The sequence below is a fragment of the Fictibacillus macauensis ZFHKF-1 genome, assembly GCF_000269865.1.
In the GTDB taxonomy this organism is placed as follows: Bacteria; Bacillota; Bacilli; order Bacillales; family Fictibacillaceae; genus Fictibacillus_C; species Fictibacillus_C macauensis.
The window spans coordinates 74,720-87,798 of the sequence record NZ_AKKV01000021.1 but is presented as its reverse complement, the minus strand read 5'-3'; the positions used below and the strand labels follow the sequence as shown (position 1 = coordinate 87,798).

General features: G+C 42.5%; 10 protein-coding genes. 9 read left to right on the top strand and 1 reads right to left on the bottom strand.

What is annotated here, in order from left to right:
- The first annotated feature begins 347 nt into the window (after window positions 1-347).
- Genes A374_RS05410 through A374_RS05385 form a run of 6 tightly spaced genes read left to right on the top strand, consistent with a single transcriptional unit; the run spans window position 348 to window position 8,618 of the window.
- The gene (locus tag A374_RS05410; RefSeq protein ID WP_007201186.1) at window positions 348-1,706 is read left to right on the top strand and encodes an aspartate aminotransferase family protein; all 1,359 of its coding nucleotides are present in this window, start codon (window positions 348-350) and stop codon (window positions 1,704-1,706) included.
- Entirely contained in the window at window positions 1,703-3,214 is a 1,512-nt protein-coding gene (locus A374_RS05405; RefSeq protein WP_007201185.1) for a pyridoxal phosphate-dependent decarboxylase family protein, read from the top strand. The genes A374_RS05410 and A374_RS05405 overlap by 4 nt, the downstream gene beginning before the upstream one ends.
- Entirely contained in the window at window positions 3,207-4,958 is a 1,752-nt protein-coding gene (locus tag A374_RS05400) for an IucA/IucC family protein (protein ID WP_007201184.1), read from the top strand. The genes A374_RS05405 and A374_RS05400 overlap by 8 nt, the downstream gene beginning before the upstream one ends.
- The gene (locus A374_RS05395; protein ID WP_007201183.1) at window positions 4,951-5,529 is read left to right on the top strand and encodes a GNAT family N-acetyltransferase; all 579 of its coding nucleotides are present in this window, start codon (window positions 4,951-4,953) and stop codon (window positions 5,527-5,529) included. Before A374_RS05400 ends, A374_RS05395 begins: the two co-directional genes overlap by 8 nt.
- Complete coding sequence (locus A374_RS05390; protein ID WP_007201182.1) at window positions 5,507-6,835, top strand: lysine N(6)-hydroxylase/L-ornithine N(5)-oxygenase family protein; 1,329 nt, start codon at window positions 5,507-5,509, stop codon at window positions 6,833-6,835. Before A374_RS05395 ends, A374_RS05390 begins: the two co-directional genes overlap by 23 nt.
- Entirely contained in the window at window positions 6,822-8,618 is a 1,797-nt protein-coding gene (locus A374_RS05385) for an IucA/IucC family protein (protein WP_007201181.1), read from the top strand. Before A374_RS05390 ends, A374_RS05385 begins: the two co-directional genes overlap by 14 nt.
- An 89-nt stretch (window positions 8,619-8,707) precedes the next feature.
- On the opposite strand, the gene A374_RS05380 is transcribed toward A374_RS05385, so the two are convergent.
- Window positions 8,708-10,309 carry a glycoside hydrolase family 10-like protein gene (locus A374_RS05380; protein ID WP_007201180.1) on the bottom strand — a complete coding sequence of 534 codons (1,602 nt, stop codon included), beginning with the start codon at window positions 10,307-10,309 and terminating at the stop codon, window positions 8,708-8,710.
- 220 nt (window positions 10,310-10,529) lie between these two features.
- On the opposite strand from A374_RS05380, the gene murQ reads away from it, so the two are divergent.
- Genes murQ through A374_RS05365 form a run of 3 tightly spaced genes read left to right on the top strand, consistent with a single transcriptional unit; the run spans window position 10,530 to window position 13,077 of the window.
- Window positions 10,530-11,429 (top strand): N-acetylmuramic acid 6-phosphate etherase, encoded by a 900-nt coding sequence (murQ, locus tag A374_RS05375; protein WP_083841952.1) that lies wholly within the window; start codon window positions 10,530-10,532, stop codon window positions 11,427-11,429.
- An 11-nt stretch (window positions 11,430-11,440) separates the two neighbouring features.
- Window positions 11,441-11,749 (top strand): PTS sugar transporter subunit IIB, encoded by a 309-nt coding sequence (locus A374_RS05370; RefSeq protein ID WP_007201178.1) that lies wholly within the window; start codon window positions 11,441-11,443, stop codon window positions 11,747-11,749.
- A 41-nt stretch (window positions 11,750-11,790) separates the two neighbouring features.
- The gene (locus A374_RS05365; protein WP_007201177.1) at window positions 11,791-13,077 is read left to right on the top strand and encodes a PTS sugar transporter subunit IIC; all 1,287 of its coding nucleotides are present in this window, start codon (window positions 11,791-11,793) and stop codon (window positions 13,075-13,077) included.
- The last annotated feature ends 2 nt before the right edge of the window (window positions 13,078-13,079 follow it).

Below are 13,079 nucleotides of genomic sequence, written 5' to 3'. Positions count from 1 at the left end.
GGTAGCAAAAAGGCAAAGCTCGAAATGAGGGGAGACGGCTATGAAACCAGGCCGTTCTTTACGTTTAAAGGAGGTCGATTTAGTTGCATACATCATTTAAAAGGCACTCTCGATTCGGAAGGCGCCCCCAGCTCCATAATAAAAACAATATAGAATTCTTTTAAACTAGGTCTAAATACCTAACAAACGACGATAAAAGGCTTAAAACCAGCCTTGCATACGAACGCATAATGAAGAATGAGAATGGTTCTCAAGTATGATTGACGATGAGAACGGTTATCAGTTAGAGTAAGTTTGTACATGAAAATGATAATCGTTATCAATTACCTAATAAGGAGTTTTGATAGATGGCAACGACACAACGGAGTAGAAATGAAGAATATTTAGAGCAACAGGAAAAAAGAGAATCGAGTGCGCGGTCGTATCCGCGTCGTTTACCATTGGCGATTGAAAAGGCAGAAGGAATTTACGTTTGGGATGCGGATGGTCGCAGATATTACGATTGCTTAGCGGGTGCGGGCACGCTTGCACTCGGTCATAATCATCCGGTTGTTATTGAAGCGATGGAAAAAGTCATAGCAGATCAGCGTCCGCTTCATACGCTAGATTTAACAACACCTGTGAAAGAAGAATTCGTTACCGAGTTGTTTGATAGTTTACCTGCCTCGTTTGCACAACGTGCGAAAGTACAGTTTTGTGGCCCAACAGGGGGCGACGCCATTGAAGCGGCCATTAAGCTTGCCAAAACAGCTACAGGTCGACAAGGCATCTTAACGTTTCAAGGTGGCTATCATGGAGCGACGCATGCAACCATGGCCATTAGCGGGAATTTAGGCCCGAAAGAACACGTACGAGGTTTGATTCCAGATGTTCATTTTCTTCCTTATCCGTATCAATATCGTTGTCCATTTGGTTTTGGAGGCGAGCAGACACATCTTATAAGCGCACATTATATTGAACAGTTATTAGATGATCCTGAAAGTGGCATTCTTCCTCCAGCAGCTATGATTCTTGAAGTTGTTCAAGGAGAAGGGGGAAGCATTCCAGCGCCAATAGAATGGTTGCAAGAAATGCGCCGCATAACAAAAGAACGCAATATTCCTCTCATTATCGATGAAGTTCAGACAGGTGTAGGGCGAACAGGGAAAATGTTTGCCTTTGAGCATGCGGGGATTGTCCCTGACATCGTAGTAATCTCAAAAGCAATCGGAGGAAGCTTACCGCTAGCTCTCGTTGTCTATGATGAGGCGTTAGATCAATGGCAGCCTGGGGCTCACATCGGTACATTTAGAGGGAATCAGCTTGCGATGGCAGCAGGAACAGCAACACTTCGTTATATAAAGAAGCATCAAGTAAGCGATCATGCAGCAGCGATGGGTGAGAAGCTCATGCTAACGTTAAAAGAATGGCAGCATTTCATAAAAGAAATCGGGGACGTTCGTGGCCGTGGACTCATGATTGGTGTGGAAATGGTAGATCCGACGGGAGCAAGAAGTAAAAGTGGTAGCTATCCCGCCCATCCTTTGCTAGCAAAAAGCATTCAACGAGAATGCTTTAATCGGGGATTAATGATTGAAGTGGGCGGTCGACATGGTAGTGTTATGCGCTTTTTACCACCGCTGATTGTAACAGAGCAACAACTGCATGACATTATGGTTATTTTTAAAGAATCCCTTCTTGCCGCAGTAGAGGAAACAAAGAGATGAGTACGAATACTACCGCTACTTTACCTTATGAAAAATGGTTTCTACATGAAGGACAAGAAGGCTTGAGAGCGTACTATGAAAGCGTCGCTGCAGCGGTCGATGTGGTATCAGCCGTTACAGAAAGGATGAAGGCCCCTTATCATGGGGCTTCTCCTGAGCAAGTAGCCGAAGAGGTCAATCGTCTTTCATTGCCTGAGGCAAAGGAAACAGCATTACATCAGGTGCTTGCTGAGTTAACGCCACTTCTTGCTCATAACATTCATGTGAATCATACCCATTGCATGGCGCACCTTCATTGTCCGCCACTTTTACCGTCACTAGCTGGAGAAATGCTCATTTCGGCGTTCAATCAGTCAATGGATTCATGGGATCAAAGTGCAGCAGCTACCTATATCGAAGAAAAAATAATAGCATGGTTAACGTCACTTTACGGATTAGGTCAAACAAGTGATGGTACGTTTACGAGTGGAGGTACGCAATCCAATTATATGGGCTTACTCTTAGCGCGTGACGCTTACTGTGAAAAAACTTGGAATCATAATGTACAAAGAGATGGACTGCCCAAGGAAGCGGGCACTATGCGCATTTTATGTTCAAAGGCGGCACATTTTACGGTTTTAAAATCGGCTTCTCAGCTCGGACTTGGCGAGCGTTCTGTTGTTCTTGTTGAAACAGATGAGAAACAGCGCCTTTCTCTTACTGATTTACAAGTGAAGCTTGCGCAATTGCAAAAAGAAAATCTTTCACCATTTGCGATCGTTGGAACGTGTGGAACGACAGACTTTGGAAGCATTGATCCGTTAGAAGAGCTTGCTGCATTCGCCGAGGCTCATGACTTATGGTTTCATGTCGATGCCGCATACGGTGGCGCGCTAGCTTTTAGTAAAGAAGGTGCTCGTAAGATTCAAGGCATACAGTTCGCAGATTCCTTAAGTATTGATTTTCATAAACTGTTTTATCAACCAATTAGTTGTGGTGCTTTTTTTGTGAAAAACGCAGCTCATTTCCGTTATGTTACCTTTCATGCAGATTATTTAAATCCTGAAATGGATGAAGAAGACGGTTTGGTGCATCTCGTTAATAAATCGATTCAAACGACACGTCGTTTTGATGCATTAAAGCTCTATCTATCTCTGCGAACAATGGGGCTAGAAACATTTGGAGAAATGATTGATGATACGCTGCAAGTAGCACGGCGCTTCGCAACGGAATTAGATCTGTCTCCGGACTTTGTGGTTGTCAATAAAGAGCCGGAAATAAGCGCCGTTGTCTTTCGCTATGAGCCAAAAGGTGACTATGCGAGAGACGAGATGACAAAAGAGATTCATCACCAATTGTTTTATGAAAGCAAAGCTGTCATAGCAAAAACAACGTATGAGGGCAGTCTTTATTTAAAAGTAACGTTATTGAACCCACGGATAACGATGGAAGCATTGCGAGCGTTACTTGATGATATTGAGAGAATCGGACAGAATTTTATACAACGTGGAGGGAACGGACGTGACTAGCAGTGAACATGCAGAACGAGCAGCCATTCAATGCTTTTTAAATTGTTATATAAAAGAAACAGGCAATGGGGAGTTCTATGAATCATATCAACCTCGCTTGATAGAAGCAGCCAGAGATCATGTGCTAAAGGTTTCTTTACCACATCAACAGTTGAACATCTATGTACCGCTTCGCTATTGGTCGCTAACGGGAAGGCATCTTTTTGCCTTTCCAATCTATTATGGTTGTAGTGAGGATCAGCTCATGGAAGGAGATTACATAACGCTTACAGCGCTTTTATGCAGAGAGCTTATGATCGAATATAAGCGTGTTGATACACAGGATGAACTCATGTTACGCGTCATTCTAAGCTGTCAGAATATTAAACGATATCTTTCGGAGCGACTAAAAGATGAACAACAGTTGTCTGCCACCGACTTTTCCTTTATTGAAGCCGAGCAGTCTTTATTAATTGGTCATTTACTACATCCGACGCCAAAAAGTAAGCAAGGCATGACGGCGCTAGAAGAAGCGCTTTATGCACCTGAGTTGCAAGGAAGCTTTGCACTGCATTATTTCCAAGTGCATCATTCGCTCGTTGTACAAGATTCAACCGTCGATCGTACTGCGCAAGAGCTAGTGGCACAACAGCTACAACAAGAGGGAGTGACGATTGAACAAAAGACGGGTTATTGTCTTCTTCCAGCTCATCCGCTACAGGCACGGGAACTGTTGCAACGAGAAGACGTCCAACAGCTCATGCGTCAAGAGCTCATCTATTCACTCGGTCAGCTTGGGCGCCCTTATGCAGCGACGAGTTCTCTACGCACCGTTTATGAACAAAAGGCACCGTATATGTACAAGTTTTCAGTACCTGTAAAAATAACCAATTCATTGCGTGTGAATAAGCAAAAAGAATTAGCACGTGGCGTTGAAATGTCTTCGCTTTGGAAAAATGGCCTCAAGCAAGCTGTACATACACACTTTCCTGACTTTCATATTATTCAAGATCCGGCGTATTTAACGGTGAATCTTGCTGATGAAGAGTCAGGCTTTGAAGTGGTGATTCGAGAAAATCCTTTCCTTGATCAAGCTCAGCATGTGAGTTTAATCGCTGGATTGTGTCAAGACTTACGCAGTGGCGGTCCCAACCGTCTAACCGTCATTATCAAAGAAATTGCTGCTCGGGAAGGGCGAACGACAGAGGAAGTAAGTGTAGACTGGTTTCATCGTTATGTACAGTGTTCGCTATTACCCATGTTATTTCTATATGAAACGTATGGACTAGCGCTTGAAGCACATCAACAAAATTCAGTGCTTGCTTTACAGGATGGCTATCCATCTGCTTTTTATTACCGAGACAATCAAGGCTATTATTATGCGGAATCGAAAGCAGATGAATTGCGCGCTCTATGTCCAGCATTAAGTGAACATAGTGAAACGATTTGCTCAGCAGAAGTGGCGGATGAGCGTTTGCGTTATTATTTATTTTTTAATCATTATTTTGGCTTAATTAATGCGTTTGGTTGTGGCAAGCTGGTAGGAGAAGAAGTATTACTTAGTATTGTTAGAACGTATTTACAGCAACAAAAATCATCACCACTTCTTACGAGTTTGCTAGAACATGAATCTTTAGCTTGTAAAGCTAACCTTCTTACACGCTTTTTTGATATGGATGAGCTAGTAGGGGCCATGGAAGATCAATCAGTCTATGTGTCAGTAGCAAATCCACTTCTTTTAAAAGAGGTGCTGCAGCATGTTTGACTTTCGGCAGCACAGTCCACACGTAGATCAAGAGATTGCTTTTCGCAAAGTAACAATGAGTGAAGATTTCGAGCGACTGCATCAATGGATGAATGAGCCGCACGTCATTCCTTACTGGCAGTTGAATGGTCCAAAAGCAGCTTTTAAACAGCATTTAGAACAAGCGTTAGCCGATCAGCATCAAACGCTCTATATTGGCTGTATCGACGGTGTGCCCATGAGCTATTGGGAGTCTTATTGGGTAAAAGATGATGTGCTTGCTTCTTATTATGATGCATTACCTTACGATCAAGGCGTTCATCTATTAATTGGAGAGCCTAGCTACTTAGGAAAAGGCTTAGCCTTACCGCTCTTAAAAGCGATGGTTGCCTTTCAATGGCAAGATCAACGCACGACAAGAATTGTCGCAGAGCCTCATTATTTAAATGAAAAAATGATACGTGTTTTTCAAGCATGTGGTTTTGAAAAACAAGCAACCATTCAACTGCCTGATAAAAAAGCACAGCTTATGATGTGTGACAGAGAAACATTCAACAGGAGGTGGCAGCATGAGAACGAACGTGTACGATAGCATTGGGATCGGCATTGGCCCTTTTAATTTAGGCATGGCTGCGCTCGCAGCAGATACCGAATTAAATTGTTTGTTTTTTGATAAGAAACCTGAATTTTCTTGGCATGAAGGAATGCTCATTGAAGGTAGCTCCTTACAAGTTCCTTTTCTTGCGGATTTAGTAACGATGATTCAGCCAACAAGTCGGTACAGTTTTTTATCGTATTTACACGAGCAAAACCGCTTGTATCACTTTTACTTTTTTGAAAAATTTCATATTCCTCGAGTGGAATATAATCACTATTGTCAGTGGGTCGCTTCTCAGTTGCAAAACTGTCATTTTTCAAAAGAAGTGATCGGTCTCGAACGTTCGGCAACGAATGCCCATTTTGTAGTCACTGTTCAAGATTTGCGTACGAAGGAAGTAACGACGTATGAGGCTAAGCATGTTGTGTTAGGGATCGGAAGTGTTCCTTCTGTACCAAAGGCGTTGCAACCAGCTCTAGATGCTCATGTGTTTCATTCAGCTCACTATGTACAAAAACAACAGCACTGTAAGGAGGCACGCTCGCTTACAGTAATCGGTTCTGGACAAAGTGCGGCAGAGGTGTTTTTGGATCTTGCCCGTACGCTAAAAGATACGCAACAGTTGACATGGTTCACACGTTCTAATGGCTTTTTCCCAATGGAATATTCAAAGTTAGGGTTGGAATACTTCTCGCCTGATTATATAGATTTCTTTTACCGATTGCCGCAAAAGAAAAAAGACGAGTTGTTACAACAGCAAAGCTTGTTATATAAAGGCATCGATATGGAAACGATTGCGGCGATCTATGACGTGTTATATGAGAAGTCTATTGGCGGGAAGCAACCTAACATCGTATTGCAAGCGATGACAGAAATTGCAGCGATTGAAAAACAAGAGAATTCCTATATCGTGCGCGGCGCACAGCGGGTAAGTGAAGAAGCGGTTACCCATGAAACGGACATCGTTGTACTAGGAACAGGCTATGAGCGCCAACTTCCCCCATTTCTCTCTTCATTGGAGAACGATCTTTGTAAAGATGACAGGGGGCGCTTTCTTATTTCCCGGGACTATCAAATAAAGACAAATTTCCCGGAAAATAGTCAACTGTTTATTCAAAATGGTGAGCTTCATACGCATGGCGTTGCTGCTCCAGATCTCGGATTAGGGGCGTATCGAAACGCCGTCATTCTGAATGCCATAGCACAACGAACGATTTACCCGATCCACGACCACTATGTTTTTCAACAGTTTCATAGTCTTTCAAAAAAGAAGGGAGTAGAAGCGTATGCAACCATTTGAAATGCTCCAAAGAAATGTGACCCGTGAGGCGTGGGAGCGAGCGAATCGCACACTGGTCGGAAAAATGCTTGCGGAATTTATGTATGAACAAATGATTGTTCCGAAGCAAACAGGACCGAATCAGTATGAATTTCTTACGAATGAAGGTTATAGGTATGCCTTTTCTGCTGAACCACGTGCCTTTGATAGTTTTGATGTAGATGTAGCTACGATTACTTGTGAACGAAATGGGGAGCACTTGGTTATTTCCGCGCCAGAATTTTTAGTACAGCTTCGTCAGGACATTGGGATGAGCGTGGAAACAACCGGGCATTTAGTGAAGGAAATACAGGCAACACTGTTAGCGGACGTTCATCTACTAACGAACCATTCGAAAACCGCGGATGAGATGATCGAGCTTTCGTATGAAGCATTAGAGGGGGAAATGTCAGGACATCCATGGATTACCTATAACAAAGGGCGAATTGGATTTGGCTATGATGATTATGTCCGCTATGCCCCAGAACAAAAACAAGCGGTGCACTTACTATGGATTGCTGTGGTAAAAGACCGCGCTTCTTTTCAAAGTACAGCATCTGTTTCCTACGAAAAGCTTATGGAGCATGAGCTATCAGAAGAAGAGCGGCTGCACTTTCGACAACAATTAAAGAAGCGCAAGTTGGACCCTGCGCACTATGTGTTCATGCCCGTGCATAGCTGGCAATGGGAAAATGTCATTATTCAGCACTTTCCAAAGGAAATTGCGCAACAAGAAATCGTTCCTGTCGGTGTTGGCAGTGATTCCTATTTGCCGCAGCAATCAATTCGAACGTTTTCAAACACATCGCATCGTAAGAAGCATCATGTCAAGCTACCGATGAGTATTTTAAATACGCTCGTTTATCGTGGTTTGCCAGCAGAGCGTACAGTCATTGCGCCTAGAATTACAACGTTTATTAAAGAGATTGCGGATCAGGATGCTTTTTTACAGAAGACGTGTCGTGTTATATTGCCAGGAGAAATTGCGAGTATCAATGTAGCTCATTCACTGTATGAAAAGTTACCTGGTGCGCCGTATCAGTATCTTGAAATGTTAGGTGTGATTTGGAGAGAAAGCATATACAGTTATTTAGAAGAAGGTGAACAAGCGATCACACTTGCCGCGTTACATCATGTTGGCAGTGATGGTCGTCCCCTTATACAACGTTTCATGGAGAAATCGGGTCTAACGGCAGAAGACTGGGTGAAAGAGCTGTTTCATGTGCTCATGCCACCGTTGCTTCATTACATGTATCAATATGGCGTTGTTTTTTCTCCGCACGGACAAAATACGATTCTCGTTTTAAAAAATGGAGCACCTCATCGGTTAGCGGTTAAAGACTTTGTGGATGACGTTAATATTAGTGATCAGCCATTTCCTGAACTTGCCGACCTAGCACCTGAGTTAAAAGCTGTCTTGCGAAGTGAGCCACCAGAAGGGCTAACGCAGTTTATTTTTACTGGTTTATTTATTTGTAATTTCCGTTATGTATCGCAGTTGCTGCATCGAAAAGACGTGCTAGATGAAATGGTTTTCTGGCAGTTGCTAGCAGCGGAAATAAGTAAGTATCAGCAACAGTTCCCAGAGCTTGCCGAACGGTTCGAGCTGTTTTCACTCTTTCGACCTCAGTTTACCAAGCTTTGTTTAAATCGTAATCGCATGGTTGATTATGGTTATGAAGATGGTGAGGATCGTCCTCATGCTTCTCATTATGGCAAAGTAACGAATGTGTTAGCTCAGTTTGCACCAGCACGTATTGTCTAAAACAACAGTAAAATCCGAACACGTATCGTGAACAACCTCTAGGAACGCTTCAAAAAGAGGTAAATCACAATTCTGTTCGGATTTTTTTGTTAGTTAACGGTAACGGTTACCCCAGGAGAGGGTGTGCTTTCATGATGATTGCGATTAATGGCAGTTACCGCATACGTATACGTCGTGCCTTTCTTAACGGAATAATCATAAAAAGTTTGCAACGTTTTTTTATTCCGAAGTGTTGCGAGTAAAACGCCTTTTGTGCGTTTGTTTTTTTCGGTATGTTTATAACGGTACACAGCATAGGAGACGGTATCGTTAGTATTCTTGTTGTTGGAGATGTGTAAAAAGACGTGCTTACTTTTAGCGAGAACGTGACGAAGCGTTGGTGGTTGTGGTGCTTTCATAGATAACCATGACATAGATGGGATGATGGCCGGTGCGCGGTATAAATCGTGCTGCAATCGGTCAGCAATTCCGAGTGGATTATCTCGAACATTCGTCGCGCTAAAATGCATGCTTCCTTTTATTTCTTTGTACGTTCGATTGAGTAAGATTTGATTCGGTAATTCATTAGGATCAAACCAGTTGTTTACCCCGTTCGATACCGTGTTAATTTTATAATCTGCTTGCCCTATATAAAGATGAACCTTTTTATTCTTCACTTCCTTGCTCCACCAGTCGACAAGCTTGCTGTAATCCGCTACTGGTAAACCAATGTTCCAATACAGTTGCGGCGTAATATAATCAAGGTAACCGTTGTTAATCCACGTTCGTGTGTCGGCATATAGATCATCATAATTGGTTACTCCAGCTGCTGTATCAGAGCCTGTAGGATCTTTTGCTTTATTTCGCCAGACACCAAACGGACTAATGCCGAATTTTACATGTTTTTTAACAGAGTGAATGGATGTATGAATGTTCTTTACGAGTTCATTTACATTGTTGCGGCGCCAATCTCCAATGGTGGAGAATTGTTTCTTTCCATATTTTGCGTACGTATCTTCGTCTGGAAAAGCGACACCTTCTATTTTATAAGGATAAAAGTAATCGTCTAAGTGAACGGCATCAATATCATAGTGTTTCACTACTTCCATAATGCCTGCCGTCACAAATTTTTGCACGCTTGGCAGTCCAGGATTAAAGTACAATTGTTGTCCATATGGCACGACCCAGTCCGGATGTTGGCGAGCAGGATGATTAGATGGTAGGGAGTAGACATCACTCTTTTCTGCCTTTTTTCCTAGTGGCATAGTCACGCGATACGGATTAAACCATGCATGAAATTCCATGTTTCGCTTGTGTGCTTCTTTGACCATAAAGGCAAGGGGATCATAGCCAGGATGTTGTCCTTGAACACCTGTTAAATACTGTGACCAAAGTCCGTATTTTGAAGGATAAAAGGCATCAGCCACCGGTTTAATTTGCATGACAATTGCATTCATTCCAATGTTCTTTTGTTGATCAAGCAAGAGGGTAAACTCTTTTTTTTGTGCGTCGATTGGTAACCCTGGTTTGGAGGGCCAATCAATATTTTGCACGGTGGCAATCCAGCTAGCGCGAAGCTCTCGTTGTGCTTCTGGTAGGACTTTCATGGCTTTTGAAGAGGTGGCCTCTGCTTCTGTAGTGAGTGCAAGTAGGGAGAGGAGAAATGTGAACAGGATGATGGGCAATAGAGGGGCTTTTACGGTTAACTTCATCAATCTTAAAACCTCTTTTCTTTAAAATAATAGTGTACAAGTAGTAGGACTTTTGAAGGTGGTCTAAAGAACGATTATACCATTTTATTTCATTTAAGGAATGATAGAACAGTTTTTGAAATACTTTTTTAATTTTTTAATAATCATATTGAAATTATATTTTAAAGGTGGTACATTTTACCTGTAAAAGAAAGCGCTTTCAAACCTTCTTGAGAAAAGGGTGATCGTATTGCTGGAGCATTTATCAACAGAGCATCGTTTGTCAAAAACAATGGATTTAGACATCATGCAGACGATGGAGTTATTACACGTAATGAATGAAGAAGATTGTACGGTTCCTCTCTGTGTGCAGCAAGAACTTCCGCACATTGCGCGAAGTGTGGAAAAAATCAGTGCGGCCTTTCAGAATGGAGGACGTCTTCTTTATATGGGAGCAGGAACGAGTGGCCGTCTTGGATTATTGGATGCTGTAGAATGTCCACCGACGTTCAATACGCAACCAGATCAAGTGCTTGGATTGATTGCAGGTGGATCGCAAGCTTTTCTTAAAGCGGTAGAGGGTGCTGAAGATTGTTTTGAAGAGGGCGCTAAAGACTTGAAGAACGTACAGTTAACTTCTCGTGATGTTGTCGTAGGCATCGCGGCAAGTGGGCGAACACCCTATGTAATGGGTGGACTAACGTATGCCCATTCGCTTGGAGCAACAACCATTGCGCTAAGCTGCAATAAAAATGCAAGCATTAGCAAACTAGCAGACATAGCGATTGAAGTTGAAACAGGACCGGAGATTCTAACCGGCTCTACCCGCTTAAAGGCCGGAACAGCTCAAAAACTAGTATGTAATATGCTCAGCACGGCTGCGATGGTGTTACAAGGAAAAGTATATGGTAATTTAATGGTAGATTTACAGCTTACGAATGAAAAACTGATTGAACGAGGCAAGCGAATTGTGATGGAAGCAACGGAGTGTTCATACGATGAAGCGACATACTACTTGGAAAAAGCAAACAATCGGCCAAAAGTAGCGATCGTAATGCTTTTAACAAATGTAAATGAACAAGAGGCAGTTGAGAAGCTAGATGCGGCTCGGGGCTTTATACGACAGTCAATTGTAGATTAGGAGGAGTAAAGATGAAAATTTTATTTGTATGCTCGGGAGGTATGTCGAGCGCCATCGTCGTTAATGCGCTTAAAAAGGAAGCGGCGAAAGAAGGGTTAGCCCTTGAAGTGAAAGCAGTAGGTACCCAAGAGTTTGCACAGGAAGTAAAGAATGGTTGGGATTTAGCGATGGTAGCTCCGCAAGTGCGCCATATATTTGACACGTTTTTAGCACAAGCAACAGAAGCTTCGGTGCCATGTGAACTAATACCGCCACAAGCCTATAACCCACTAGGAGGACCAACGTTATTAAAAGTCGTCAAACAAGGAGTACAGCAGTAATTAACAAAAATTGAGCAAGTCATTTAAAAGGGGGATCAACGGTGGAAAAGTTAATTGCATTTTTAGAAAAGAATTTTTCAACACCGATGGCAAAGCTGTCTGAACAAAAACATTTACGAGCGATTCGTGACGGCGTTGTGTCAGCCTTACCGTTTATTATTTTCGGGAGTATCTTTCTAATTATTGCTTTCCCGCCTGTTCCAAAAGACTCAATGATTGCTCATTGGGCTGCAAGTCATATCAGTGAAATTCTGATTCCATATCGATTAACCATGTTTATCATGACGCTTTATATTACGTTTGGAATTGGTTATAACCTCTCACAAAGTTATAAGCTTGATCCATTATCGGGTGGGTTATTGTCCGTTGCTGCTTTTTTGTTTAGTATCGGCGTTCAAACGTTTAATACAGCCTTCTTTTTACCGATGGCCAACCTTGGTGGACATGGCTTGTTTGTGGGCATGATCGTTTCCATCTTTGCTGTTGAAGTACTGAGGCTTTGTAAGCACAGTAATTTTACGATTAAACTACCAGACTCGGTACCGCCATCTGTGTTTCGTTCCTTTGAATCTCTTATTCCCGTTGCTATTGTTTTAATCATTATGACGATCGTTACCGTTGTTTTCGGAGTTAATTTGCACTCGTTAGTCGATCGTGCCGTTGCACCGCTCGTCAAGGCAGGAGATACATTACCAGGTGTCCTCATTCCTGTTTTCCTCATTACCTTCTTCTGGTCATTTGGCATTCATGGTGTGTCTGTCGTTGGAGCGGTAGCTCGACCAGTATGGGAAGTTTACTTAGGTAACAACTCAAGCGCTGTTGCTAGTGGTCAGGCTATTCCGCATATTGCGCCAGAAACATTTTTTCAATGGTTCGTTTGGATTGGTGGCTCAGGTGCTACGCTTGGGTTAGTAATTGCAATGTTTCTTGTCGGACGATCGAGCTATAGCAAGACGATGGCTCGAACAACCGTCGTTCCCTCTCTTTTTAACATAAATGAACCTGTTATTTTCGGTATGCCCATTGTGTTAAATCCAGTGCTTATCATTCCTTTTATTGTAACACCACTTATAGGCGCTTCTCTTGCGTATGGAGCAACCGCCTTAGGCTTTGTAACAGCTACTTACGTACAGGTACCATGGACGTTACCAGCGCCCATCGGTGCTTATTTAGCAACAGGTGGCGATTGGCGAGCGATCATTCTTGTTCTTATAAACATTGCGATTTCTATCGTTGTCTATTTACCTTTTTTTAGAATTTATGATAAGAAATTATTACTTCAAGAGCAGACAACGGATGTGAGTGATCATAACACGTTAGCACTATGAGA